Origin of the sequence: Flavobacterium sp. JAS (assembly GCF_020991455.1) — a bacterium.
Taxonomy (GTDB): Bacteria; Bacteroidota; Bacteroidia; order Flavobacteriales; family Flavobacteriaceae; genus Flavobacterium.
Genome location: NZ_JAJMOX010000006.1, coordinates 299,966 through 326,952, shown reverse-complemented (window position 1 = coordinate 326,952; position 26,987 = coordinate 299,966). Strand labels below are relative to the sequence as shown.

26 protein-coding genes are annotated in these 26,987 nt (G+C 33.7%); 14 read left to right on the top strand and 12 right to left on the bottom strand.

The genetic code is table 11. The features are described 5' to 3' along the window. Nucleotides 1–49: 49 nt before the first annotated feature. The 3 genes from LPB88_RS10980 to LPB88_RS10970 all read left to right on the top strand — a co-directional run bounded on the left by LPB88_RS10980 (nt 50) and on the right by LPB88_RS10970 (nt 2,825). A complete protein-coding gene (locus tag LPB88_RS10980; RefSeq protein ID WP_230715416.1) occupies nt 50–1,246 on the top strand; it encodes a hypothetical protein in 1,197 nt (398 codons plus the stop codon). A gap of 117 nt (nt 1,247–1,363) precedes the next feature. Next, the gene (locus tag LPB88_RS10975) at nt 1,364–1,702 is read left to right on the top strand and encodes a T9SS type A sorting domain-containing protein (protein ID WP_230715414.1); all 339 of its coding nucleotides are present in this window, start codon (nt 1,364–1,366) and stop codon (nt 1,700–1,702) included. A 142-nt stretch (nt 1,703–1,844) separates the two neighbouring features. Then, the gene (locus LPB88_RS10970) at nt 1,845–2,825 is read left to right on the top strand and encodes an acyl transferase (protein WP_230715412.1); all 981 of its coding nucleotides are present in this window, start codon (nt 1,845–1,847) and stop codon (nt 2,823–2,825) included. A 41-nt stretch (nt 2,826–2,866) separates the two neighbouring features. Here LPB88_RS10970 and LPB88_RS10965 read toward each other — a convergent pair whose 3' ends face one another. Next, on the bottom strand, nt 2,867–3,211 hold the full coding sequence (locus LPB88_RS10965; RefSeq protein ID WP_230715410.1) for a hypothetical protein: 345 nt from the start codon (nt 3,209–3,211) through the stop codon (nt 2,867–2,869). Between the two features lie 192 nt (nt 3,212–3,403). After that, nucleotides 3,404–4,699, bottom strand: coding sequence for a tyrosine--tRNA ligase (gene tyrS, locus LPB88_RS10960; protein WP_230715408.1), 1,296 nt, complete (start codon nt 4,697–4,699; stop codon nt 3,404–3,406). Between the two features lie 264 nt (nt 4,700–4,963). Between tyrS and LPB88_RS10955 the strand changes: the two genes are divergently transcribed. Beyond that, nucleotides 4,964–5,965 (top strand): NAD-dependent epimerase/dehydratase family protein, encoded by a 1,002-nt coding sequence (locus LPB88_RS10955; protein WP_230715406.1) that lies wholly within the window; start codon nt 4,964–4,966, stop codon nt 5,963–5,965. 2 nt (nt 5,966–5,967) lie between these two features. Here LPB88_RS10955 and LPB88_RS10950 read toward each other — a convergent pair whose 3' ends face one another. Genes LPB88_RS10950 through LPB88_RS10940 form a run of 3 tightly spaced genes read right to left on the bottom strand, consistent with a single transcriptional unit; the run spans nt 5,968 to nt 8,529 of the window. Continuing rightward, complete coding sequence (locus LPB88_RS10950; protein WP_230715404.1) at nt 5,968–6,444, bottom strand: DUF4296 domain-containing protein; 477 nt, start codon at nt 6,442–6,444, stop codon at nt 5,968–5,970. A 9-nt stretch (nt 6,445–6,453) separates the two neighbouring features. Further along, nucleotides 6,454–7,794 carry a dihydroorotase gene (locus tag LPB88_RS10945; protein ID WP_230715402.1) on the bottom strand — a complete coding sequence of 447 codons (1,341 nt, stop codon included), beginning with the start codon at nt 7,792–7,794 and terminating at the stop codon, nt 6,454–6,456. Nucleotides 7,795–7,803: 9 nt separating this feature from the next. Continuing rightward, complete coding sequence (locus LPB88_RS10940) at nt 7,804–8,529, bottom strand: polyprenol monophosphomannose synthase (RefSeq protein ID WP_230715399.1); 726 nt, start codon at nt 8,527–8,529, stop codon at nt 7,804–7,806. A 106-nt stretch (nt 8,530–8,635) separates the two neighbouring features. On the opposite strand from LPB88_RS10940, the gene LPB88_RS10935 reads away from it, so the two are divergent. The 3 genes from LPB88_RS10935 to LPB88_RS10925 all read left to right on the top strand — a co-directional run bounded on the left by LPB88_RS10935 (nt 8,636) and on the right by LPB88_RS10925 (nt 10,875). Continuing rightward, nucleotides 8,636–9,328 (top strand): DUF4271 domain-containing protein, encoded by a 693-nt coding sequence (locus LPB88_RS10935; RefSeq protein ID WP_230715552.1) that lies wholly within the window; start codon nt 8,636–8,638, stop codon nt 9,326–9,328. A gap of 14 nt (nt 9,329–9,342) precedes the next feature. Beyond that, nucleotides 9,343–10,092, top strand: a complete 750-nt coding sequence (locus LPB88_RS10930; protein WP_230715397.1) for a uroporphyrinogen-III synthase — start codon at nt 9,343–9,345, stop codon at nt 10,090–10,092. Between the two features lie 312 nt (nt 10,093–10,404). Then, nucleotides 10,405–10,875, top strand: coding sequence for an Lrp/AsnC family transcriptional regulator (locus LPB88_RS10925; protein WP_007811264.1), 471 nt, complete (start codon nt 10,405–10,407; stop codon nt 10,873–10,875). 153 nt (nt 10,876–11,028) lie between these two features. On the opposite strand, the gene LPB88_RS10920 is transcribed toward LPB88_RS10925, so the two are convergent. The 3 genes from LPB88_RS10920 to LPB88_RS10910 all read right to left on the bottom strand — a co-directional run bounded on the left by LPB88_RS10920 (nt 11,029) and on the right by LPB88_RS10910 (nt 14,444). Next, complete coding sequence (locus LPB88_RS10920; protein ID WP_230715396.1) at nt 11,029–11,715, bottom strand: zinc metallopeptidase; 687 nt, start codon at nt 11,713–11,715, stop codon at nt 11,029–11,031. A 97-nt stretch (nt 11,716–11,812) separates the two neighbouring features. Further along, on the bottom strand, nt 11,813–12,448 hold the full coding sequence (locus tag LPB88_RS10915; RefSeq protein ID WP_230715394.1) for a response regulator transcription factor: 636 nt from the start codon (nt 12,446–12,448) through the stop codon (nt 11,813–11,815). Between the two features lies 1 nt (nt 12,449). Then, the gene (locus tag LPB88_RS10910; protein ID WP_230715391.1) at nt 12,450–14,444 is read right to left on the bottom strand and encodes a sensor histidine kinase; all 1,995 of its coding nucleotides are present in this window, start codon (nt 14,442–14,444) and stop codon (nt 12,450–12,452) included. Between the two features lie 165 nt (nt 14,445–14,609). Between LPB88_RS10910 and LPB88_RS10905 the strand changes: the two genes are divergently transcribed. Further along, nucleotides 14,610–15,005, top strand: a complete 396-nt coding sequence (locus tag LPB88_RS10905) for an MmpS family transport accessory protein (protein ID WP_230715389.1) — start codon at nt 14,610–14,612, stop codon at nt 15,003–15,005. A gap of 62 nt (nt 15,006–15,067) precedes the next feature. On the opposite strand, the gene LPB88_RS10900 is transcribed toward LPB88_RS10905, so the two are convergent. The 4 genes from LPB88_RS10900 to LPB88_RS10885 form a co-directional block, all read right to left on the bottom strand. After that, complete coding sequence (locus LPB88_RS10900; RefSeq protein WP_230715387.1) at nt 15,068–15,664, bottom strand: hypothetical protein; 597 nt, start codon at nt 15,662–15,664, stop codon at nt 15,068–15,070. Beyond that, nucleotides 15,651–16,124 (bottom strand): RNA polymerase sigma factor, encoded by a 474-nt coding sequence (locus tag LPB88_RS10895; RefSeq protein WP_110836938.1) that lies wholly within the window; start codon nt 16,122–16,124, stop codon nt 15,651–15,653. The genes LPB88_RS10900 and LPB88_RS10895 overlap by 14 nt, the downstream gene beginning before the upstream one ends. A gap of 2 nt (nt 16,125–16,126) precedes the next feature. Next, nucleotides 16,127–16,975 (bottom strand): alpha/beta fold hydrolase, encoded by an 849-nt coding sequence (locus tag LPB88_RS10890; protein ID WP_230715385.1) that lies wholly within the window; start codon nt 16,973–16,975, stop codon nt 16,127–16,129. Nucleotides 16,976–17,367: 392 nt separating this feature from the next. Then, nucleotides 17,368–20,463: a leucine--tRNA ligase gene (locus tag LPB88_RS10885; protein ID WP_230715383.1), complete on the bottom strand. Its 3,096-nt coding sequence runs from the start codon at nt 20,461–20,463 to the stop codon at nt 17,368–17,370. A gap of 341 nt (nt 20,464–20,804) precedes the next feature. Between LPB88_RS10885 and LPB88_RS10880 the strand changes: the two genes are divergently transcribed. From LPB88_RS10880 to truB, 6 genes are all read left to right on the top strand, one after another. Next, nucleotides 20,805–21,152 (top strand): winged helix-turn-helix domain-containing protein, encoded by a 348-nt coding sequence (locus tag LPB88_RS10880; protein ID WP_230715381.1) that lies wholly within the window; start codon nt 20,805–20,807, stop codon nt 21,150–21,152. A 97-nt stretch (nt 21,153–21,249) separates the two neighbouring features. Then, a complete protein-coding gene (locus LPB88_RS10875) occupies nt 21,250–23,805 on the top strand; it encodes a TonB-dependent receptor (protein WP_230715379.1) in 2,556 nt (851 codons plus the stop codon). 395 nt (nt 23,806–24,200) lie between these two features. Beyond that, complete coding sequence (locus tag LPB88_RS10870; RefSeq protein ID WP_230715377.1) at nt 24,201–25,076, top strand: ABC transporter permease; 876 nt, start codon at nt 24,201–24,203, stop codon at nt 25,074–25,076. A gap of 61 nt (nt 25,077–25,137) precedes the next feature. Further along, nucleotides 25,138–25,389: a DUF3098 domain-containing protein gene (locus tag LPB88_RS10865; protein WP_230715375.1), complete on the top strand. Its 252-nt coding sequence runs from the start codon at nt 25,138–25,140 to the stop codon at nt 25,387–25,389. Between the two features lie 108 nt (nt 25,390–25,497). Then, nucleotides 25,498–26,295, top strand: a complete 798-nt coding sequence (locus LPB88_RS10860; protein WP_230715374.1) for an undecaprenyl-diphosphate phosphatase — start codon at nt 25,498–25,500, stop codon at nt 26,293–26,295. After that, nucleotides 26,295–26,984 carry a tRNA pseudouridine(55) synthase TruB gene (gene truB / locus LPB88_RS10855; protein WP_230715372.1) on the top strand — a complete coding sequence of 230 codons (690 nt, stop codon included), beginning with the start codon at nt 26,295–26,297 and terminating at the stop codon, nt 26,982–26,984. Before LPB88_RS10860 ends, truB begins: the two co-directional genes overlap by 1 nt. The last annotated feature ends 3 nt before the right edge of the window (nt 26,985–26,987 follow it).

Here is a 26,987-nt window from a genome sequence, read left to right as displayed (position 1 = left end):
GATTTCCGTTCTACTTTTGACAAAAATAAAAACACATAATAACACAACTATGAAAACTAAACTTTTTGCTTTAGCACTTGCTACAGGATTATTTTTAAATTCTTGCTCAAGTAGTGATGATCCAACTCCTGCACCGACACCTGCAACAGGCGAAATCACTGGTCCAATCACTGCAAACAAAACTTACGCTTTTGGTAACTACACTTTAAAAGGTATTGTAAAAATCAACGAGGGTGTAACTGTAACTTTTGAAGCAGGATCAACAATTACTATCGATAAAGCTACTGGAGACAACGCATTAGTTGTTTTAAAAGGTGGAAAACTAATCACTCAAGGTACTGCTGACAAACCAGTAGTATTTACAGAAAAATCAAAAGTTCCAGGATCTTGGGGAGGAATCATTATGTATGGTGATGCTCCTGTAAAAGTAGCTGGTGGAGGATCAACTTCAACATCTGAAGACGGAAATAACACCTCTTACGGAGGTACAAATCCTACTCACAATGGTGGATCATTAGTGTATACAAGAGTGGAATACGCAGGTTCAAAATTAGCTGATGGTCAAAAAGAAAACAATGGTTTTACTTTTTATTCAGTAGGTTCAGGAACAACTTTAGATCACTTAGTATCTTACAAAGGTGCTGATGACGGATTCGAATTCTTCGGAGGAACTGTAAGTATGACTAATGCTATTTCTTATGGTAACTATGATGATTCATTTGACTGGCAAGATGGATGGCAAGGTCAAGCAAATACAAACTGGTATGCTTACCAAGTTGATAAAGGAAACTATGGTATGGAAATTGAAGCTTCTTCAAATGACAATGCGTTTTTTCCAAAAGTAACTAATATCACTCTAAAAAGAGCTGCAGGTACGGTTACAGAAGAACAAAAAGAAATTCAATTGGATGCTATTCAATTTAAAAAAGAAGGAAATGGAGACTACAGTAACATCGTAATCGATGGTTATGTTAGTCAAACTACGCCTACAGCATTTAATGGTGGTGTATTACAAGTACTAGATAAAATTACTTACGATCACCAAGTTGCTGGTGGAAAAATCAAATTAAACAATGTAAAAATTACTAACTCTCCTATTATCTTCATTTCAGGACAGGCTACTTTTACATTATCTGCTGCTAGCTTTCTTCCTGCAACAAACTGGTCAACTAGTACTACTACTACTGGAGCTACATTAACTCCTGGAGCTTGGGCAACAGTTGATGGTGTAAACTTGATCAAATAATTTGAAAATCATATTTCAAACATAAATTGTTAAAAACATCCTAAATTCTTAGGATGTTTTTTTTTGGCGTAGTTTTTGTATTTTTTTTTGTATATTTACTGTAATCAAAATAATGCGATGGCAAAAAACTACTTTTATATTACATTCTTATTGGCATTTTTCTTTACTGTAAGTGTTTCGGCACAAGACAGTAAGCAATTACCAAAACCTCAAGAGTCTACTACCATTGAGGGTCTAAGCTTGTACCCTAACCCAGTCTTAAACGGAAAAGTAAACATTTCGTCTAAAAATGATTTAGAAAAAGAGATTATCATTTTTGATATTCTGGGCAAAAAAGTACTTCAAACACATTTAAGCTCAAGAGAATTAAACGTGGCTGACTTAGTTCCCGGTGTTTATATCATCAAAATAAGCGAAGAAAATGCTTCTGCAACCCGAAAACTAATCATTCGATAAAACATAAAAAAAAGCCCCAATTTTATTGGGGCTTTTTTTTATATCCAGTCGTAGCCTCAGTTTTCACTTGATTACTAAAAAACTGAGACTGAAAACTATTTAAATAATCCCACAATTATAATATCTTTACACAAAAAAAGTTTTGATCACAGCCAACGATATATTCACCATTTCGAGTCATAAACAATTTGAAAAAATAGCACTAAAAGTGTTTCGTTTTCAGCACGAGAATAATCCGGTATATCGCGATTTCTGTGATTTCTTAAAAGTCAATCCCCAACAGGTAAAATCACTGGAACAAATTCCATTTTTACCAATTCAGTTTTTCAAGAGTCATAATGTGGTTTCTAACAATGATCCTGCTCAGGTTACTTTTACCAGCAGCGGAACTACTGGCATGATCACAAGCCGACATTTAGTGACCAATGTTTCCCTATATGAGGAAAGTTACCGCAATGGATTTTCCCAATTCTACGGCAACATCGAAGATTACGTTGTTTTAGCTCTTTTGCCGTCTTATCTCGAACGCGATGGATCTTCGCTTATTTACATGGTCGAAGACTTAATAAAACTATCCAATCAGCCTGAAAGTGGGTTTTATTTACACAATCACGACGACTTAATTAAAAAATTAACCGCTTTAGACGAATCCGGGCAAAATGTGATTCTAATTGGCGTTACTTATGCTTTATTAGATTTGATCGAAAAGCATCAATTCAATCTGCAGAATACCATTATTATGGAAACTGGCGGAATGAAAGGCAAACGTAAAGAAATGATTCGTGAAGAATTACACGAACAGCTTTGCAAAGGCTTTGGCGTTACTGCAATCCACTCTGAATATGGAATGACCGAACTTTTAGCGCAAGCCTATTCCTTAGGCGAAGGTGTATTCGAATGTACGTCATGGATGCATATTCTGGTTCGTGATCCTGAAGATGCTCTCACTTACGTGAAAGACGGAAAAACTGGAGGAATCAACGTTATTGATTTAGCTAATATCAATTCATGTTCATTTATCGCTACACAGGATTTAGGCAAAAAAAATCCCAACAACTCATTCGAGGTATTGGGACGTTTTGATAATTCGGATATTCGCGGTTGCAACCTAATGGTTTTGTAAAAAGGTTAATCGTTTATTTGTTGAAACGATTAAACAAAAAATTAATTTTCTTCGGCAACACCAATATCATCTATTCCATCTTTCTCATTTAATTCTCTTTCTTTCTCCAGTTTGTTTTCGAGAAGCTTATGAGTACCATAACAGGCCAAACCTCCTAAAATAATATATAGAATACTCCATCCGGCGTTGTCAAAACTCTCATTAGCAACAGACTCAAAACCATTTGTAAGTCCCAGTACAATACCAACAAGAAATCCTCCCAAAATAGTACCACCATAATAAGCAACTATTCCGAAAAAGAAATATGTCCACTTATTTTTACCGTATTCAAGAGCCAAATTCGTGAATGCTTTCCAGATCCAGTAAATAAATAAAATTCCAATCATAGTTTTTTAGTTTTTAGATAATAAACTTACTAAAATAAAATTACTATTTGATTTTCAGCAGAATAATTTCTCTGCAAAAAAAAATCCCAACGACTCTTTCGAGCTATTGGGACGTTTTATTTTAAAGATTAATCGTTATTTCGTTTAATTGTTTAATCGGATTTTCGATTAAACAACTTCACAGTTAAACAATTAAACAGTTCTAATCACAAAATAATTTCTTCTTCCACTTTGCAATAACACAAACTGATTATTGATTAAATCATTTACTGTTAAAACAAAATCTTCTTTGATTTTTTCTCTGTTTACAGAAATTGAATTTGCTGTTAAAGCTCTCCTAGCCTCCCCGTTTGATTTAAAGAAACCCGTTTTTTCGTTTAAAACAGTAACAATATCCAATCCGTTTTCTAAATCAGCTTTTGCGATTTCGGCTTGTGGAACACCGTCAAAAACTTCTAAAAAAGTTGCTTCATCCAATTGTTTCAAATCTTCTGCAGTAGAATTTCCAAACAAAATATTCGAAGCCTGAATTGCTTTTTCCAATTCTTCTTTACTGTGAACAAAAATCGTAATTTCTTCTGCTAATTTCTTTTGCAAAACTCTTAAATGCGGAGCCGCTTTGTGCTCTTCGATTAAAGCATCAATAGTTTCTTTATCTAAGAAAGTAAAGATTTTGATATATTTCTCAGCATCAACATCAGTTGCATTTACCCAAAACTGGTAAAATTTATACACTGAAGTTTTATCAGCATCCAACCAAACGTTTCCACCTTCAGACTTTCCAAATTTAGATCCGTCTGCTTTTGTAATCAAAGGCGTCGTTAAAGCAAAAGCTTTAGCATTTTCTCCACCCATTCTGCGAACTAATTCCGTACCCGTGGTAATATTACCCCATTGATCAGAACCTCCCATTTGCAAAAGGCAGTTATTGTTTTTATATAAATGATAAAAATCGTAACCTTGAATTAATTGGTATGTAAATTCAGTAAAAGACATTCCTTCACCTTCTCCACTCAATCTCTTTTTTACAGAGTCTTTCGCCATCATATAATTCACTGTGATACGTTTTCCAACTTCACGTGCAAAATCAATAAACGAAAACTCTTTCATCCAGTCATAGTTATTTACCATAACCGGAGCATTTGCTTCGTTTGAATTAAAGTCTAAGAAACGTGACAAAACACTTTTGATTCCGGCAACGTTTTTAGCTAAAGTTTCTTCATTCAACAGATTTCTCTCATCAGATTTTCCAGATGGATCACCAATCATTCCAGTTGCACCACCAACCAAAGCAATCGCTTTATGGCCAGTTCTATTTAGGTGAACCAATAAAATAATCTGAACCATACTACCAATATGTAGTGAATCTGCCGTTGGATCAAAACCAATATAAGCCGTCGTTACTTCTTTCAGCAATTGTTCTTCCGTTCCTGGCATGCTGTCATGATATAACCCGCGCCACTTTAATTCTTCAACTAGATTCTTCATTTTTAAAATAATTTGTGCAAATGTAATCAATGTCAATATCAATTTCAAAAAGCAATGCCAATTTCAATACCAAAAACCAATTTCAATGACAATGGCAATATCAATTGCAATATCAATTGCAAAAACAATTGCAATATCAACACGGAAAAACTTTGCTCCTTTGCCGCTCTGAACCTTTGAACCTTTGAACCTTCCAAAAAAAACCTTTGCAACTTTGTCCCTTTGCACCTTTGCACCTTTACACCAAAATAGTATATTTACAAAATGGTATTAGTAACTGGAGGTACAGGTTTAGTTGGCGCGCATTTATTGCTTCATTTAATTGAAAATGGAGAAAACGTTCGGGCTATTTACCGAAATCAGCATAATATCCAAAAGACAAAATCGGTTTTTGAGTTGTATAAAAAAGCTGATTTATTCGAAAAAATCAATTGGTTTGAAGCCGATATCCTCGATGTTCCTTCTTTGGAAATTGCTTTTATCGATATCGAATATGTTTACCATTGCGCCGCTTTAATTTCATTTGATCCAAAAGACGAAGACGCGCTACGAAAGACCAATATTGAAGGAACAGCCAATATGGTCAATTTTTCCCTTGCAAAAGGAATAAAGAAATTTTGCTTTGTAAGTTCTATTGCTGCTTTGGGAGATTTGACTTCACATGAAACTTATATTACAGAAGAAACCGACTGGAATCCGGAGAAACCTCATAGCGATTATGCCATTTCTAAATATGGTGCCGAAATGGAAGTTTGGCGTGGTGTTCAGGAAGGTTTAGACATTATAATTATAAATCCGGGAGTGATTTTAGGCCCAATTCCAAAAACAAAAAGCCAAGAACAAGGAAGCGCTGAACTTTACTCAAAAGTAGCCAACGGACTTTCTTTTTATACTTTAGGAAGTACCGGTTTTATAACTGTAGATGACGTTGTAAAGACGGCTCATCAATTAATGAAAAGCGATATCAAAAACGAACGTTTTACACTGATAGCAGATAACATCGTTTTCAGAGATATTCTTAACACAACTGCAGAGGCTTTGAAAGTCAAGAAGCCAACTATTCATGCAAAACCAATTTTCATGAATTTCCTTTGGATTGCTGACGGAGTATTTTCGACTTTATTCTTTCAAAAAAGAAGCCTTACAAAAGCAACTGCAAAAGCTTCTTACTCGAAGAATCTGTATTCTAATGAAAAAATAAAAACCGCTCTGGGAACGGTTTTTTCAGATGTACATCAATACATAAAAGAAGTTTCAAAATTGTAGAATTATTTTCTTTTATTCAAATTTATCATTCTTCTTATAGAATCAAGATTTACTTTATTTGATGGCTTTTTCACAGAGTCTTTAAGAGTTTCTTTTACCTCTTTTTTCTTTGCTTTAGGCGCTTTCTTTTCATCAATTTTAACTAGAGAATCTGTCGCTCTTTGATTCTTTGCCAAACGTTTGCTAATTTCATCAAACATTTCTTTATAACTGTCATAGTCGGCAGCATAATACATATTGTTTTGAGCAAACTGCAAACTATCCACTTTATATTTTTGTAAAATAAACTTAGTCGGATTCGTTTCATTTGAATCTACTGACGTTGGATTCTGATATTTAATAGCTTCCAGAAGAGACAAATCATACATAATATCAATCATCTTTCCTTTCTCGATAAGTTTTGCAGGTTGTTTGACCAACTCTTTTTTACAACTTACAGAAAGAAACAAAACCAATACTATTACAATACAATTTTTCATTTCAGCTTTTTATCTATCAAACAATAATCGTTTTCCGGCGCGAACATCTTTAATTTTGAAGTTATTGTAAACCAATTCTCCATTTACAAAAGTATGCGTAATTCTAGATTTAAAAGTATAGTTTTCGAATGGAGACCAACCGCATTTTGCCAGAATATTTTCTGGTTTAACGCTCCAAGGTAAGCTTGGATTTACGATAACTAAGTCGGCAAAATAACCTTCTTTAATAAATCCTCTTTTTTCGATTTTAAAGATCTTAGCAGGATTATGGCACATTTTTTCCACGATTTTTTCCACGCTAATTTTCCCCTGATGATGCGCTTCAAACATTGCTACAACAGCATGCTGTACAAGCGGACCTCCTGAAGGAGCTTTTAAATACGATTGCATTTTTTCTTCTTTCGTATGTGGTGCATGATCTGTAGCAATTACATCAATACGACCGTCATTCAAAGCTTTCCAAAGTTCAGCTCTGTCATCAGCCGTTTTAACAGCAGGATTCCATTTAATGAAGTTTCCTTTTGTTTTATAATCTTCATCTGTAAACCAAAGGTGGTGCACACAAACCTCAGCAGTAATTTTTTTATCTTCTAATGGAATTTTGTTCGTGAACAACTCCATTTCTTTCGCAGTAGAAAGATGGAAGATATGTAAACGTGCTCCTGTCTTTTTTGCTAAAGCCACCGCTTTTGAAGACGAAATATAACAAGCCTCAGCACTACGAATTAAATGATGCGCCGTTACCGGAATATCATCTCCGTATTGCTCTTTAAATATAGCAAGGTTATTTTGAATCGTAGTTTCATCTTCACAATGAACCGCGATTAACATTGGCGTACTCGAAAATATTCTTTCTAAAGTTGCTTCGTTATCTACAAGCATATTTCCTGTCGAAGAACCTAAAAATATTTTTATTCCTGCAACATTCTTTGGGTTTGTTTTTAAAACTTCTTCAAGATTATCATTTGTTGCGCCCATCATAAACGAATAATTCGCAAATGATTTTACGGCTGCAATTTGATATTTATCTTCAAGAATTTCCTGAGTTACCGCATTCGGAACCGTATTTGGCTGTTCGATAAACGAAGTGATTCCGCCTGCAACAGCAGCTCTCGATTCAGATTCGATATCGCCTTTATGGGTTAATCCAGGCTCTCTAAAATGCACCTGATCATCAATTGCACCAGGCATTAAATAATTTCCTTCGGCATCAATAACGATACAATCTGATGTTTTTAAACTAATGCTATCTGCAACTTCAACAATTAAGTCGTTTTCGATCAAGACATCACCTTCAAAAATAGATCCTTCGTTTACAATTTTGGCATTTTTTATTAAAATCCTATTCATCTCCTGGGTTTATAATGAGTTGACTAATTTTTTCAATCTAAGTGAAATCACACCGAGAATTGCTTCCTTAATAATGGCGTTACTCATTTTTGAAACTCCTTTAGTTCTATCTGTAAAGATAATAGGAACCTCTTTAATTTCAAAGCCTCCGCAATAAGTCCTGTATTTCATTTCGATCTGAAAAGCATATCCAACAAATTTAATTTTGTTTAAATTAATCTTTTCCAATACTTCTCTTTTATAACAAACAAAACCGGCTGTGGCATCATGAATTTTCATTCCTGTTATAAATTTCACATAAACTGATGCAAAATATGACATTAAAACTCGGCTTAAAGGCCAGTTTACCACATTTACACCTGTAACATAACGTGATCCAATAGCTAAATCTGCGCCTCCAAAATGACAGGCGTCATATAACTTTTCAAGATCGTTTGGGTTGTGTGAAAAATCAGCATCCATCTCGAAAATAAAATCATATTTGCGTTCTAATGCCCATTTAAAACCATGAACATAAGCGGTTCCTAAACCAGATTTTTTGGCTCTTTTTTCTAAAAATAATCTTTCAGGAAATTCTTCCTGCAAAGCAATCACCTTACTAGCAGTATGATCAGGCGAATTATCATCTATTATCAAAAGATGAAAAGACTTATGTTGTGACAGTACAGCTCTAACTATACTTTCAATATTTTCAATTTCGTTATAAGTGGGAATTATGACAATACTATCATTCATTTTCTTGGGTAATTTCACCGCAAAAGTAAACTTTTTATGGCATTTGATTCATAATAAATATATAATAAAAGTATTGATACAAAAAATTACTAATTTTGTGATCGTTATGATTGATCAACTTCACCCCCGAATTCTCGAGAACAAAGACTGGGCAACACTTTTATTTGTGTTGACTTTTGCTGTTGTTGCAATGACTAAATCAGCTTACGAAACTAGATTTAGTGAATTTAGCAAGCTTATTTTTTCAGATAAATATGCAAAAATTTATCGCGACAATAACCATTTAAAAAGCAGCTTTACAGTTGGTTTGTTTTTTGTGCAAATTATTTCGTACGCTTTTTTCATTCTGCTTACGTTGCATATATTTTCGCAAAATCCAAAAACAGGAGCTTATGCGATATTAAAAACCGATTGGATTTTGTTTGTTCAGATTGCCACATTTTTACTTTATTTTATTCTGGCAAAGTATTTAATAGAGAAAATTGTCGCTGCTTCGTTCAATATCGACGAATTTATGGAGCTTTTTAACTTACAAAAAGTCACTTATCGAACATATATTGGCATTTTAATCCTTCCTATTAATGCAGTTTTGTTCTATTATGACAATATCTCAAAAACTATACCCCTAGTTATCATTGGTATTTCGCTGTGTATTAGCCTATACTCATATTTTATTTCAATAAAAACGTATCAAAACGTAATAATCGGTAAGTTATTTTATTTTATTTTATATCTTTGCGCTCTTGAAATAGCCCCTTATTATTTTATGTATTATTGGATTACAAAAGGGAGTGCTTAGAAAACGTTTATAATATGAAAGTGAAAACAATTTTGGTGTCACAGCCTGAACCTAAAGTGGAAAATTCCCCTTACTTTGAGCTCCAACAGAAACACAAAATAAAAATTGATTTCAGATCTTTTATTCATGTGGAAGGGGTTAACGCAAAAGAGATCAGATTGCAAAAAATCGATCTTAATCATTATACTGCGATCATTTTGACAAGCCGAAATGCGGTGGATCATTTTTTCAGAGTAGCAGAAGAGATGCGTTATAAAGTTCCAGAAGGATTAAAGTATTTCTGTCAATCAGAAGCAGTTGCGTTTTACTTGCAGAAATATGTGGTGTACAGAAAGCGTAAAATTTACGTGGGAGCAAAAGACTTTGCCGATTTATCTCCATTGATAAAAAAATACAAAGACGAAAAATTCCTTCTTCCGGCATCTGATCAATTAAATGCAGACGCGCCCATTACCTTAAATAACTTAAAGGTAGACTGGACTCAAGCTGTATTTTATAAAACTGTAATGAGCGATTTATCTGATTTAGCAGATGTTTATTATGATGTTTTAGCATTTTTTAGCCCAACTGGAATAAAATCGTTGTTTAAAAACTTCCCAGATTTTAAACAAAACGAAACCAGAATTGCTGTTTTTGGAAGCACAACTCAAAAAGAAGCTTTAGACTATGGTTTAAGAATCGACATTCTTGCTCCAACTCCTGAAACTCCTTCTATGACAATGGCTCTTGAAAAATACATTAGCGAAGCAAATAAAGGAAAATAATTCTTTATAGATCACAATATTAAAAATTCCAAATTCCAACTTTCATGTTGGGATTTGGAATTTTTCTTTTTACAGTGTTTTGAGATTTCACCATTAAGAGATTAAGAAAAATTAAGAAGCAATGCTTAATATTCTCTTTGAATATCAATTACAAGACAAAGTTTAACTTTACTTAATATCTTAATGGCAAAAAAACTACGCCAAAACAATTCATTCGAATCTTCATTTTTTCATATATTTTAAAGTTTTATCCTTAAATTTGATTTCTAACTCAAACCAAAAAACTAAAATTAGTTTCAAATTACAACTGTTATGAAAATCAACTCGCTTTTAATCGAAATCGACGGTATCGACAAAGAAATTCTTCGCTATTTAATGGATGATGCCCGGAAGCCAATTTTGCAAATTGCCAACAAAATAGGAATTTCAGGAGCAGCAATTCATCAGCGTTTAAAAAAACTGGAACAATCCGGCGTAATTTCAGGGTCAAAATTCACCGTAAACCCAAAAGTCCTTGGTTATAATACAATGGCTTTTATTGGAGTTTATCTGGATAAAGCTTCCCGAAACTCAGAAGCCGTAAAAGATTTAAAGAAAATCCCCGAAGTTTTAGAATGCCATTATACCACAGGAAACTGGTCTGTTTTGATTAAAATCATTTGTCGCGACAACGAACATTTGATGCAGCTTTTAAATACCAAAATTCAAGCAATAGAGGGTGTTTCAAGAACTGAGACGTTTATTTCATTAGATCAGCAGATTGATAGACAAATTCAATTATAATGAGATAATGTGGCAATTAGATAATTTGATAATTCGTTGCAACCTATAGATAAACAATTGTCTACAATCTTAAAACAACAAAACCCGAAGGGTTTCAAAAACCAATCGGGTTTGCTATAAATTATCTAATTGACTAATTTTCTAATTAGCACATTAATTCCTCCTATTTCCAGAATAAATCGAGATATAGTACAACAACGTTGCGATTGAGCCAATTACAGCTACGACATAAGTTCTTGCAGCCCATTTTAAGGCATCTTTTGCTCCTGCCTGTTCTTCTTGTGTTAGCATGTGTTTATTTTCTAACCAGGCCAACGCTCTGTTGCTCGCATCGTATTCTACCGGTAAAGTAATGATTGTAAATAATGTTGTAGCCGCAAAAATGATTATTCCGATTAACAATAACTGCGGAAAAGTTCTAATCATTAATATCCCTGCCAACAAAATCCATTGTACATAATTTGAGGCAACACTTACAATTGGCACTAATTTAGAACGCATAGTCAACCATTCATAACCTATCGAATGTTGCACAGCATGACCGCATTCGTGCGCTGCAACTGCTGCTGCTGCTGCGTTACGATGATTATAAACTGCTTCACTTAGATTAACGGTTTTATCTGACGGATTATAATGATCTGTTAACTGACCCGGAGTTGAGATAACACGAACATCTGTGATTCCGTTATCTGCTAACATTTTCTCGGCAATTTCAGCACCGCTCATTCCGTTTCGAAGTTGCAGTTTAGAATATAATTCGAACTTACTTTTTAATTTTGAACTCACCAACCAGCTGAATAACATAATTGCTCCAGCAATAATTAAATATCCACTTCCCATTTTATATGATTTTTTGATTGAACTTTAAAGTTACAAAACAAACAGCAATTTACGAACCAATTTCAAAAAATGTCATTTTGGCATTCAGAAGATTTTGTTAATTTAAAAGGTTGTTTTTCAGCAGAAAAGTAATTAATTCGGCTACATTTTTGGTTTTATACTTTTGCAGAATATTACGTCGATGAGTTTGTACTGTTAGAAAACTTAAAAACAATTCGTCGGCTATTTCCTGAGTCGATTTGCCTTTTGAAAGCAGCAATGTAATATCTTTTTCTCTGCGGCTCAAGCTCGGAATACGGTCTAAATCATCAGATAATGGCTGGCTGATAATCGTTTTGACCTCATCGCTAAAAACAATTTCACCATCAATCGCTTTATCAATACACCTTTTAAATTCTTCAAACGAAGCGCTTTTAAGAATATAACCGTTACCGCCATTCTGAATAAACTGCATTACCAAGCTTCTCTCAGATTGGCTACTCATCCCGATAATGATCATTTTAGGATATTTTTGTTTAATTGTTTTACAAAGATCCACTCCATTTATAACAGGCAGAAAAATATCCATCAAAATCAAATCGACTTTATTTGTTTCGATATAATCTAAAAGTGTAACTCCCGATTCTAATTTTACCACTATTTCAACGGCATCAAAATCAGACAATAATCCGGAAATTCCGGAAATCACAATGGGATGATCGTCTACAATTACGGTTTTATATGTTTTACTCATTTCAAATCTCGTTTTTTACTCTTAATTCAATATAAACAGATGTTCCTTTATTTTCGGCACTTTCTATTTCTAATTTCCCATTCAAAAACTCAACACGGTTTTTAATGTTTTTCAATCCCATTCCGCTTCTCTTTTCCGATACATTAAAACCAATTCCGTTATCTTCAACCGTAATAAAAAAAGTTTCTTTATTCTGAGAACACGAAACCAAGATTTGCGATGCAATTGCATATTTCAAAGCATTACTCAACAGCTCCTGAATAATTCTGTAGATCACTATCTCGTAGTTTTTAGGCAAATTAGATTCTTCAATTAAATACTGAAACTCGACATTGGTTTTTACATTTGAATTTGCCATGCATAAATCACGCAAAGCATATTCTAAACTCAGTTTAAGCAAACTTTCGGGCATTAAATTCTGTGAAATATTTCTCAGTTCCTTAATCGAATCATCCAATAAAACACCTACTTCTTTAGTGCTTAAAGCATTTTCATTTCCGGCCAGTTTCAAATGAATTTTCAAACCTGAGAGCATACTGCCAAGTCCGTCGTGTAAGTCTCTCGCAATTCTTTTTCTTTCTACTTCTTCTCCTTCGACTAAAGCATTTGAAACCGATAATTTTTGTTGATTTTCAAGCGCTGTTAATTCTTGCTGATGATTGATCTCTTTTTGAACACTCAGCTTCTTCTGATTCTTATTCAATATCCACAGAAATAAAACCGTCAGAAACAAAAGAATCGACAAAACCGCAAGTAAAAGTGAATTCAGACGATTATTATTAACCAATAATGCTGCTTTTTCATTTTCCGATTGAAGCACTGTGATCATCTTCTCATTTTCGGCTTTTTTATATTTTGCTTCAAGTTCTACAATTTCACTTTTAAATTTAGTATCATTCAAACTATCATTAATCACATTATATTTATTAGAATAAAAATATGCTTTATCATAATTTTTAGTCACACTGTAGACTTTTGACAATTCATTATAATAATTCTTCTTGTCTACAACAAATGGTGTTTTTTCTAAAAGATATTCCAGATTAGCTTTGGCTCTATCGTATTTTTTTAATTTGAAAAAAACTTCATATTCTGCAAATTTCAATCTGTTTAATGCAATCTGGTTTTGATTACTTTCTGCAGATTTAATTCCTTTCTCAAAACTTACTAAAGCTTCAGGAAACTTATTTTGCTTTGCATAATATATTCCTTCCGAATAAAAATAAGAGTCATTTAAATTCGATTCCGGGAATTTTTGCAATTTCGAAAATGCTTTATCCAATACTTTTTTTGCATCATAATACTGCTTCAGTTCCACCAGATTTTCGGCATTAATAATATAGGTTTCCATTTTAGATTCTACAAGTGTAGGCGATCTTTTGGTTGCTTTTTCGATATAATCCTGCGCTTCCTTCAAATATTCACTTGCTTTCTGGCGCTCGTTATTATTCATTAAAATAATTGCAACCGCTTTGTATAAAGCACTTGCAAGTTCATAATCCTGGCTTCTCTTGGCAATTGGAATAGCTTCATTTACCAATAATTTCATATAGCCTTTTTCATTATTCTTTCGCTGCTGCATAATACCATAATTCTGTAATATAATCGCACGCAGCCTGAATGCCTCTGTATTATTGTACTTTTTAAGTTTAGTATTAGCTTCTGATAATGCTTTTTCGAAACCATCGGCATCACCTTTTTCTAAAAAACTATACGAATTGTAATAAATCGATGCATCTCTTAAAAAAGGGAATTTAGTTTTTAACCTGTTGGCTTCTTTTAGATATTCTTTTGATTTATTAACGTCCTGAATCATCAAATACAACTTAGACAATCTAAAACTGTAAAGGCTTTTTATACTATCTGAATGTGTATTTTTAGTAATTCCGGCAATGCTGTCTATATAAACTCTATCATCGTCTAATGAAAGGATAACCTGCGAATAAGAAAGAGTCGAAAAAAGTAGAAATAGCAGAAATAGGTAAGTTTTCTTCATGGACTGTGGTTTTTTCAAATTTATTAAAATTAAAGACGTTTCAAAAAAAAATTGTGCTATTTACCTGATATCAGGTAATTAAAAATACACTTTATCAGGTATTGCCATCTCTTTTGTAAGCATCTAATTTTGTTTCAAACGAATATTAATTAATAAAAAAATATTATGAAATCAATTTTAAAAACTCTTGCTATCGTATTAATTCTTGCTTTTACAGCAGTATCCTGCAGCAGTGACGATGATAACAACAATCCAGGATCATCAAGAGATGTAAAATATGAGATAACAGGAAATTATACTGGAGAACTTAGCGCAACTTTTTTTGATAAAGGCGGGAATCCGCTAAATGAAGATGTTACCAAACTACCTTGGACTAAAGAAGTTACAGTCGATGCAAGTGTTCAGGGTATAACAATGAGCGCAGGTGGTCATGGTGGTGTAAAAGACCAAACATTAACCGCTAAAATTTATATTGGTGGACAAGTGGTAAAAGAAACTACTGCAAAAACAAATAATGACGGAATCATTGTTCTAACTCTTGCTCCTTATCTTTTTCCATGATAATTTATAAAGGTGAAGGTTAAAAAAGAAAAAGCTTTGTAGATAATACAAAGCTTTTTCTTTTATGATTGTAATTGATTGTTGACATCTTCAAATTTAGCAATCAGTTCATCGATTTTTGATTGTTGCTTTTTAATTTGTTTTGGACGAACATAAAACCAATTAAACCCCATCCAAAGCAAAGTTGCTCCATAAGAAAAAACTGCCCCTAAAATCGTCATTTTCAAAGTATATTCATAGAGATAGAAACAGATTCCGACTCCGAGTAAAATAAAATACAAACTCAACAATGTCGATTGCATAAACTGTTGTTTTCTTTTAATTAAAATCAGCTTTTGCAAATACTCCTGATTTGTTTGTGTCGCATCAATGTTTTTATAAGTCGATGCTAATCTATTATAAAAACCCAAATAAATAACCATTGCCAGGATTGCTAAAACAATTCCGATTTTTGTCGAAATAAACTCTGGCTGATAATAAAACCAGACAGAAACAATGAAGGCGCAGGTTGCAAAAAGCAAAATATTGGTGATCCATAAATTGCGTAAACCTGCTTTTTTAAATTGCTTTAATCTCGCCAATAAATCTTCGATATTGGGCTGACTTATGGTTTGTTTTTTCCATAAATCTTTAAAGTCTATATTGTTATTGTGGTCCATTTTCTTTAAATTTTTGAGTCAATTTTTCCTTTATCCTGTGAATCTTCACTCGTGTATTTGCTTCAGAAAGTCCGACGATTTTAGCAATTTCTGCTTGTTTAATGTCTTCAAGTTCCAGCGAAATAATAATACGTTCCGTTTCCGGTAATTCGGCAATACATTTATACAAAAACTGAATTTGTGGTTCCAGCGATTGTTGCTTTTCTTCGGTGAGATTAATTGGCAAATCTGATTTAAGAAAACGCTTTTCTTTTTCAATTTGCCGTAAACAATTATTAGACGCGATTCTAAAAATCCAGGTTCCAATACTCGATTCATTTCTAAAAGTGTCCAGCTTTTGCCAAACAATAACAAAGGTTTCCTGAGCCAGATCCTGTGCAATTGCATAATCGTTTACAAAACCCATACAAAGCCTGAATATTCTATCCCAATACGTTTTATAGATCTCTTCAAATTCCATTCTTAAGATTTAATAAAATTATTCAACTGTCCTAAATACCATTCTGTATCATCGTACATAATAAAGTGTAATCCTTTATTTGCATATTGAAACTTTCCGGTTTTTAGATTTTTATATTGCCCTTCGATAGCAGGTTTTAAATTTATAAAATAAGATTCTAATAATATTAATGATGGACATTTTATTGTGGTAATTTTCTCTCTCAAATCTGTATTAGAAAAATCACAGAACATTTCTCCAAAAGTTTTTCGATCTGATTTTACACTCCAATCTACCAACATATCAGCTTTTGAAGTATCTGCTAAAAGTCTTGGAATCATTTTTTTCTGCATATCAGAAAATTGAGTATCGCTCATTGCTGTCATTTGAGTTACCATTGGCGAACAATCATTGTTTTCTTTTGCTTTAAAAGCAGGATCAGACAAAGCAGCCAGACAAGGAAGCGCATCAACTACAATAATTTTACTTACCAGATCAGGATAATCTGCTGCAATTGCCAATGCTAATCCGCCGCCCATACTGTGACCAATTACGATTGGTTTCACGATTTTATTGTCTTTTATATAATTGGCAATTTCGTTTTCCCAGTTTTTAAAGCTGGCGTTTTCCTGAGGTTTTACTCCGGCAAAACCAGCCATTGTAAGTGTGTAACAGGTATATTCTTTTTCGAAATTGGTTTTGGTTTCTTTCCAGACATCTCCAGAAGAAGCAAATCCGGGAATAAATACGATAGCTTGTTTTCCTTTTCCGGTTTTAAGAACCTCAAACGGATATTGTTTTGTTTGTGCAAATACATTTAAACATAATGCTGAAAATAATAAGGCGATAACTAAGATGATATACTTTTTCATTTTTAATAGATTTAAGTTGTTAAATGATTTAATTCGCCTTTTGGATACGAGCAGATTTAAAATGTTACAGATTTTTTGAAAAAAAAAATAAAATTCAATTTTTTAAAATTCCAAATTCCAATTCGAGCACGATCAAATTTTGCCACGAATTACACCAATTTTCACGAATTTAATTTGTGTCAATTCGTGTAATTCGTGGCGCAAAAAAAACCTAAAAACTCCGAAATCCAAAGGAGGAACAGGGAATCTCCGTAAGCGACTCTACAAAGATTGAAGAATTAAATTCGTGAAAATTGGTGTAATTCGTGGCAAAAAAACTATGCGCAAAAAAAAATCCCAAACCCCAATCGTAAAATTGGAATTTGGAATTTTAAATATTGGAATTTATTTGGTTATCCAACCAAATTGATAATCTTTCCAGGAACAATAATCACTTTATTTGGTGTTCTACCATCTAACTGACGTAATGTTCTTTCGTCTTTCATGATGATTTCTTCGATTTGCGCAGCGGTTAAATCCAAAGGCAATTCGATTGTGAAACGCATTTTTCCGTTGAAAGAAACTGGATATTCTTTATTAGTCTCCACTAAGTGTTTTGCATCAAAAACAGGGAAAGTCACTTCAGAAATAGAAGTTGAATTTCCTAATTGTGACCATAATTCCTCAGCAATATGTGGTGCATAAGGCGAAACCAAAATCGCTAATGGTTCTAAGATTGCTCTTGAATGACAATTTTGAGTTGACAATTCATTTACACAAATCATAAATTGTGAAACCGAAGTGTTGAAAGAGAAACTCTCGATATCTTCTGCTACTTTTTTAATTGTTTTGTGTAATGATTTTAAGTTGTCTTTTGTTGGTTCGTCGTTGTTTACTATTAAACCGTTGTTTTCATCAAAATACAATCTCCATAATTTTTTCAAGAAACCAAATACTCCAGAAATTCCTGCAGTATTCCAAGGTTTAGCTTGTTCTAACGGACCTAAAAACATTTCGTACAAACGTAATGTATCTGCTCCATATTCATTACAAATATCATCTGGAGTAACTACATTGTATTTTGATTTTGACATTTTTTCGACTTCACGGCCTACAATGTATTTTCCGTTTTCTTCTTTGATGAATTCTGCATCTTTATAATCAGAATATAATGGATGTTTTTTAAATGCCTGAATATCCAACTCATTTGTAGAATCATTAATTACGGCTAAGTCAACGTGAATACCACTTATGAAAGGAACTAAATTTTTCAAAAATTCGTCTGATAATTGCGTTCTCTCTTTAATAACGCTAATAACCTCATCCTTTAATGCAATTGTCCCCAACAATCCATTTAAAACTTGATCATTTTTCTTTAAAACTTCATAAGAAATAAAAACTGTTGGAATCTTATTTAAGATTTCAGTTGTCTCAGTATTGTCTTCGGATACAACTCCATAAGCGAAAGCTATTCTATATACAAAAGCACTTTGTCCTAAAATCATTCCCTGATTAATCAGTTTTTTGAATGGTTCTTCGGTTGGAGCAAAACCTTTGTCTTTTAAGAATTTATTCCAGAAACGAGAATATAATAAGTGTCCGGTTGCGTGTTCGCTTCCTCCAATATATAAATCAACACTTTCCCAATAAGCCAAAGCTTCTTTGCTTGCAAATTCAGTTTCGTTATGTGCATCCATATAACGCATCCAATACCATGAACTTCCTGCCCAACCTGGCATTGTGTTCAATTCAAGAGGGAAAATCGTTGCGTGATCTACTAAATCTGTATTGACAACTTTATTATTTTTTGTATCCCAAGCCCAAACAGCAGCATTTCCTAACGGAGGCAAACCATCTTCGGTTGGTAAATATTTTTCTACTTCAGGCAAGATAATTGGCAAATGTTGCGCATCGATCATCTTTGGCAAACCATTGATATAATATACCGGGAATGGCTCTCCCCAATAACGCTGACGCGAAAAAACAGCATCACGCAAACGGTAATTTGTTTTTCCGGTTCCCTGACCAAGTTTTTCTAACTCAGCAATTACTTTTTGAGTTGCATCTTTATAATTTAATCCGTTTAAGAAATCAGAATTTGCAATTTCAACATTGTCTTTAGAACCGTAAGCCGCTTCTGAAATATCAACATTTGCAAAAATATTTTTGATTTCCTGCATCCCTTGCTCTCCTTTAAAGAAATTAGCAAAAGCATAATCTCTTTCGTCTCCACAAGGAACCGCCATTACAGCACCAGTTCCGTATCCTGCCAAAACGTAATCTCCTATCCAAACCGGAATTGCTTCTTTTGTAAAAGGATGTTCAGCATAAGCTCCTGTAAATACTCCCGAAATAGTTTTTACATCGGCCATACGCTCACGCTCTGAACGTTTTGCTGTTTTTTCGATATATGCTTCAACAGCAGCTTTTTGTTCTGGTGTTACAATTTTAGCAACCAAATCATGTTCTGGCGCCAAAGTCATAAAAGTCACTCCAAAGATGGTATCAGGTCTGGTTGTAAATACTTCAATAAAATTTGTTTCAGGTTTCACGTTTAAAGTTGCCTCAGTTTGCGCATCGTTGTGAGACTTGAAACTTGAAACTTGAAACTTTACCAAAGCACCAACAGATTTTCCAATCCAGTTTCTTTGTGATTCTTTTATAGATTCACTCCAGTCAATATCGTTTAACCCTTGCAACAAGCGCTCTGCATAAGCAGAAATTCGCATGCTCCATTGTGTCATTTTTTTACGAATAACCGGATATCCACCACGCTCAGAAACTCCGTTTACAATTTCGTCATTTGCCAAAACAGTTCCTAAACCAGGACACCAGTTTACTTCTGTTTCTGCCAAATAAGTTAATCTGTATTGCAATAAGATTTTTTGTTGCTCATCTGACGAAAAAGAATTCCATTCGCCTGACGTAAAACCTGCAATATTATCATCATAAACTGCATGTACATTTGCATTTCCTTCTTTTTCGAAAATCGAAACTAAAGTCGAAATATCTTCGGCTTTATCAGAGTTCTTATTGTACCATGAATTGAACAATTGGATAAAAATCCATTGTGTATGTTTGTAATAATCAGGATTTGAAGTACGTACTTCGCGGCTCCAATCAAATGAAAATCCAATTTTATCTAATTGTTTTCTATATCCTGCAATTTGTTTTCCTTCTTTATCAACTCCACCATCAATATTTACACGAGTTGTATCCTCAGGACGCTGCCCTGTTTGTATCGCATATTGTTCTGCCGGCAATCCAAAACTGTCGTATCCCATTGGGTGCAAAACATTGAAACCCTGATGTCTTTTGAAACGAGTATAAACATCTGAAGCAATATAACCCAGCGGATGCCCAACGTGCAGTCCTGCTCCCGATGGATAAGGAAACATGTCTAACACATAATGTTTAGGTTTTTCAGAATTATTACTTGCAGCAAAAGTTTGGTTTTCAGCCCAATATTTTTGCCATTTCGCTTCGATTTCGTTTGGATTGTATTTCATTTCTAAGGTTCAAAGGTTCAAAGTGACAGAGGTTCAAAGGTTCTGCCTCAATAATTATAAGCCGCAAATTTACATTTATTGTCGTTTGTACCAAAGCTATTTCGTTGACAAACAAATAAAATAACAAAGTACGTATTTTTAATTAAGTAAAAATACTTATATTCGCGTCGATATACTTAGAAAATAATATTTCGTTTGAAAAATTTTAAACCGAATGTATCATCCATATAAAAGTTCCAAAGGAACAATCAATATTGTAGAGCTGGACTTCAGTCCAGCACAAAGAAAGAATAAATATTACATTACAATACCTTTTTTTACAAGATCATTAAAAGAATCAAATGGATAATAACAAAAAATATTCTATTGAAGTTCGTCTTTGGATTGAAGAAACTGAAGGTCCTTTTCTTGGAATTGGAAAAATCTGGCTATTGGAAAATATTCGAAAAACGGGATCTATAACAAACGCTGCTAAAGAAATGAAAATGGCATATCGTCAAGCCTGGCAGTTAGTTGAAGAAATGAATCAGCGCGCTGAATCTCCTTTAGTTGAAAAACTTCTTGGAGGAAAAGGCGGCGGTGGCGCAAGACTAACTGAAGCCGGAGAAAAAGCTATCATTGTTTTTTATGAAGTCGAAAAACGCATTAAAGATTTTGCTTTGAAAGAAACCCAAAATTTAAAATTTTAAAACCATTTTATCATTGATTAAAAAACCAAACAACCAAAACCATTTTTTTTAACCGTCAGTATTCATTTTAAAACATACTGAAAACCAAATCCAGATTATGAAATTAAATCTATACTTATTTCTATTTTTTATCAGCCTGAAAAGCTTTTCTCAAATCCAAAAATCCAAAACAACTCAAGATAGTATCAAAGGCGAGGAACTAAACGAAATTGTAGTTACAGCTTCTCGCCGTTCCGAAAACATTATGCAATCTCCGATTAGTATTGAACAATTGAAATCGGCGGAAGCCAAAAAAATGGGTTCGCCAAGTATTTATGAAGCCCTTGAAAATGTAAAAGGTGTTCAGATTATAACACCAAGTTTGGGTTTTAAGGTTATTAACACAAGAGGTTTTGCCAATTCGACCAATGTTAGATTTGCACAATTAGTAGACGGAATCGATAATCAGGCGCCACATCTTGGTGCTCCAATTGCAAATGCGCTTGGCGCGAATGATCTCGACATCGATAAAATCGAAATTATTCCGGGAACTGCCGCAGCTTTATACGGAATGAACGCTATTAATGGTCTGGCAAATATTCAGACTAAAAATCCTTTTGAATATCAGGGCATCAGTATTCAGCAATTGACCGGCGTAAATCACATTGGAAATAATGATCGCTTTTCGCCGAAATTGTATTCGCAATTTAATTTGCGTATTGCAAAAGCTTTCAATGAGAAACTGGCTTTCAAAATAAATGCTTCTACAACCGGAGGAACAGATTGGGTTGCTGACGATAGAACTGATTTAGCTCCAAATGCAAATGCTTCGACAAATTTATTCGGTGCCGATAATCCCGCTTATGACGAAGTTAACGGTTACGGAAACGAATCGGCAAATAGAAAAACTTTAAATCTTAATGGTAAAAATTATGTCGTTGCCAGAACGGGATATCGCGAAACGGACATTTCTGATTATGACATTAAAAACTACAAAGCTGATGTTGGTTTTTATTTCCGTCCAAAACAAGGAAATGAACTAGCCGTAACCTATAAAACAGCATTAATCAATACAATTTATCAACGTTCGAACCGATTTAGATTAGACAATTATACTTTAAATCAATTTTCAGTTGATTATCACATGCCTATTTTTCAAGTGAAAGCTTACGCAACTACCGAGAACACTGGAGATTCATACAATATGCGTTCCCTTGCCGAAAACATGGATCGGGCTTATAAATCTGATGACAAATGGTTTGCAGATTATTCGACGGCTTACAAAAACGCAATAACAAACGGAGCTTCTGTTGCCGATGCACATAGAATAGCCAGAACTTCATCTGATCAAGGACGTTTTGAACCAGGAACAGCAGCTTATGAAGAAAAGAAAAATGAATTAGTCAATATCAACAATTGGGACATTGGCGCCGCTTTACGCGTAAAATCGACTTTGGTTCATGGCGAAGGCTTGATTAATTGGGATAAAGCTTTTTCGAGTTTCTTTGAAAAAATTGAAACCAAATTATTAAGCGGTTTTGATTACAGAAACTACATTATTGTTCCTGACGGAAACTATTTTATCAATCCGGTAAATGCTACTGAAAACTTAACCTATCAAAAACATGGCGCTTTTACGCAGTTAACGAAAGATTTCTTCAAAGAAAAACTGCGATTGGGTGCCACCATAAGAATGGACAAAGCCGATTATTTTGACACTAAATCCACTCCACAGTTTACAGCCGTTTATTCTCCAAAAGAAACCATTAATTTTAGAGCATCGTATCAAACCGGTTATCGTTTTCCGAGTATTTTCGAAGGTTTTTCGAATGTAAATTCCGGAGGTGTAAAACGTGTTGGCGGATTGCGAATCATGTCAGACGGGATTTTCGAAAATTCATTTACCAAAGCTTCAATTGATAAATTTCAAGCCCAAGTTAATACTGACGTAAATACAAATGGTTTAACTCAGGCACAAGCTATTGAAAAGAATAAAAACACAATTCAGAAAAACCCGTACACCTATTTAGAGCCCGAATTTGTAAAATCCTTTGAGTTTGGTTTTAGAGGAATGGCCTTAAACAGAAATCTTTTTATTGATGTTGATTTTTATTACAACTCATATAAAAATTTCATCGCTCAGGTTGAAGCAAGTATTCCAAATACAACTGATCCTGCAAAGATTCCGACGGCATTGTATTCAAAAAACACTCAAAATAGATATCGTCTTTGGACCAATTCTAAAAGTAAAATCTATAATTATGGTGGAAGTTTAGGTTTAAAATATCGAATCGATAAAACTTTTACTGCTCTGACCAATCTTACCTATACCAAACTCGATCGAACTGACGATAAAGATGGTCTCGAAGATGGCTTCAACACTCCCGAATTTAATGTAAACGGAACTTTAATGGTACAAAATATCTGGCGAAATCTTGGCGCAAGCGCAACGGCGAGATATCAAAACAACTTTGATTATGTTTCTTTCTTAGTCTCAGGAACTGTTCCAGCTTACTGGTCAATGGACGCACAAGTGAATTATAATTTCAAAAAAACAGGTTTGACAACTAAATTAGGAGGAACCAACATTCTCAATAAACCCTATACTTCAATTCTTGGCGGGCCATCAATTGGCGGATTATATTATCTATCGTTGGTTTGGGAAACTTTTTAAGGTTCTGAGAAACTAAGATTCTAAGTTGCTAACTTTTTAATCTGACAGTCATAAATGCGCATCACAAAGTTAAAACCTCGGGCAATAATGAAAAAACAAGTAAAAAAGCGATAGTGAAGCACAGCTAGCGGTTTCAACCGCTGGAGTATGCACACGATCAAATCACACAAAGAGAAATAAACTTTGCAACTTCGCTCCCGAAACTTCGGGATTGCGAGATTAAATAAAAACAACCTTGCGTACTTTGCGCAAAACTTGGCGTACTTTGCGGTTAAATAAGCTTTCCAATTAATTATCTAATCGTATATTTATTACACGAAAGTTAAAAGTTTGATCGTTATTAACTTTAAATAAAGAAATACTTTATTATTTTTACCACATAATTTAAGCAAACTATGAGTTCTAACTTTGATAAATTTCAAAAACGCAGGTTAATTTCCTCTTATTTTTCGGTTGTATTAAGTGTTTTCCTGGTATTATTCCTTTTGGGAGTACTGGGATTATTCATTATCAATTCTAAAAAACTGGCCAATGATTTTAAAGAAAAAATCGCAATGACGGTTTTCTTTAAAAATGAAGCCAACGATAGTGTAATAAAAGCATTCAACACCGAATTGAAAAGGGCGCCTTTCGCAAGATCTTATGCTTATGTTTCTAAAGAAAAAGCAGCAAAAGAACATACGGATATTATTGGAGAAGATTTCTTAACCTTTTTGGGAGAAAATCCATTATTGAATTCATACGATATTCACCTAAAAGCTGATTATGTTGAGAGAGACAGTATCTCTAAAATCGAAAGCACTTTACGTCAAAATACTATGATTGAAGATATTGTTTATGACAAACAATTGGTAAATCTGGTAAATGACAACATCAAAAAAGTAAGTATGTGGATTTTGATTATCAGCGGTTTCCTTGCGGTAATTGCAGTTTTGTTAATCAACAGTTCATTACGTTTATCTATTCACTCCAATCGTTTTATCATTAAAACCATGCAAATGGTAGGTGCTACAAAATCGTTTATTCGTAAGCCTTTTGTAATGCGTAGTGTAAAACTAGGAATGTTAGGTGCAGGATTAGCAATTATTGCTTTAATTGCCCTTTTACTTTATGTAGAAACTAATTTCCCTGGATTAGGAATTTTAGAAGACAAGGCCTTAATTGGGTTAGTATTATTAGCCGTTTTTGGTTTAGGTGTTTTAATCACTTGGGTAAGTACACACTTTGCAACACAACGTTTCCTGAATTTAAGAACTGACGATCTTTATTAATTAAAGATTAAAATAAACTTATAAAAGAGGGTGAGATTGCTTCGTTCCTCGCAATGACAAAATGAAAGACAACAACAATACAGAACAACCACAAAAACAAGAATTTCTTTTTGATGGTATAAATTACAAAATTCTATTAATCGGAATTGGTGTTATCGCTTTAGGATTTATCCTAATGTCTGGTGGAGGAAGTGATAATCCGAATGTATTTAATGAAGATGTTTTTAGCTTTAGACGTATTCGTTTAGCTCCAACAACTGTTTTAATTGGTTTTGGAATCACGATTTATTCTATTTTCAAAAAATCTAAATAGACTTTTTTTTCAGACTTCTTAGACCTCTTAGATCTTTAGATTATTAGATTAATCTTTACTGAAAATCTAAGAAGTCTAAGAAAGTCTAAAAATCTAACAATCTAATACATGAATACATTACAAGCTATCATTCTTGCCATAATTGAAGGAATTACAGAATTTCTACCTATTTCTTCAACTGGACACATGATTATTGCCTCTTCTTTCTTCGGAATTGCACACGACGATTTCACCAAACTTTTTACAATTGTTATTCAGCTTGGTGCGATACTTTCAGTAGTCGTTTTATATTTTAAACGTTTTTTTCAAACACTTGATTTCTACTTTAAACTTTTGGTTGCGTTTATTCCGGCCGTGGTTTTTGGATTATTATTAAGTGATTTTATCGATGGCTTATTAGAAAATCCGGTTACAGTTGCAATTTCTCTTTTAATAGGAGGATTGATTTTATTAAAAGTTGACGAATGGTTTAATAATCCAAACACAGCAGAAACAACTCAGGAAATCACTTACTTACAGGCTTTTAAAATTGGATTATTTCAATGTTTGGCAATGATTCCGGGAGTTTCGCGAAGTGGCGCAAGTATTGTTGGTGGTATGTCTCAAAAATTATCAAGAACAACAGCTGCCGAATTTTCGTTTTTTCTTGCTGTTCCAACAATGTTGGGCGCAACAGTAAAAAAATGCTATGACTATTACAAGGCAGGATTTGAATTGTCTCACGACCAAATTAACTTATTAGTTATCGGAAACGTCGTGGCATTTATTGTAGCACTTTTAGCAATTAAAAGCTTTATAGGTTTCCTGACTAAAAATGGTTTTAAAGTTTTTGGTTATTACCGAATAATTGCAGGAATCATTTTATTATTGATTCACTTTTTCATTCATCCCCTTACGATTATATAATGACACCTGAAGAATATTTAGACGGACAAGTTTTATTGATAGACAAACCTTTAAAATGGAGTTCGTTTCAAGCTGTCAATAAATTAAAATACCTTTTGATTAATAAAGTTGGGCTTCCAAAAAAGTTCAAAATTGGTCACGCCGGAACTTTAGATCCTTTGGCGACTGGTTTATTATTAATTTGTACAGGAAAATTCACCAAAAGAATTTCTGAGCTTCAAGGTCAGGCAAAAGAATATACCGGAACTTTTTATATTGGCGCCACTACTCCATCGTATGATTTAGAAACGGAGATCGATGAGACTTTTCCAACTTCTCATATTGATGAAGCTTTGATTCACGAAACAGTGAAACAATTTTTAGGCGAAATCGATCAAAAACCACCTATTTTTTCGGCCATCAAAAAAGACGGAGTTCGTTTGTACGAACATGCACGTGCTGGAGAAACGGTAGAAATTGCAAGCAGAAAAACAACGATTCACGAATTTGAAATTACCCGAATTGCATTACCTGAAATTGATTTTAGAGTAGTTTGCAGTAAAGGAACTTATATTCGCTCTCTTGCTTTTGATTTTGGAAAAGCGATGAATTCAGGATCTCACTTAACCGCTTTACGCCGAACTAAGATTGGAGATTATGACGTAAAAAATGCGATTGATATTACATTGTTCGAAGAAAGCCTGCAATAAATC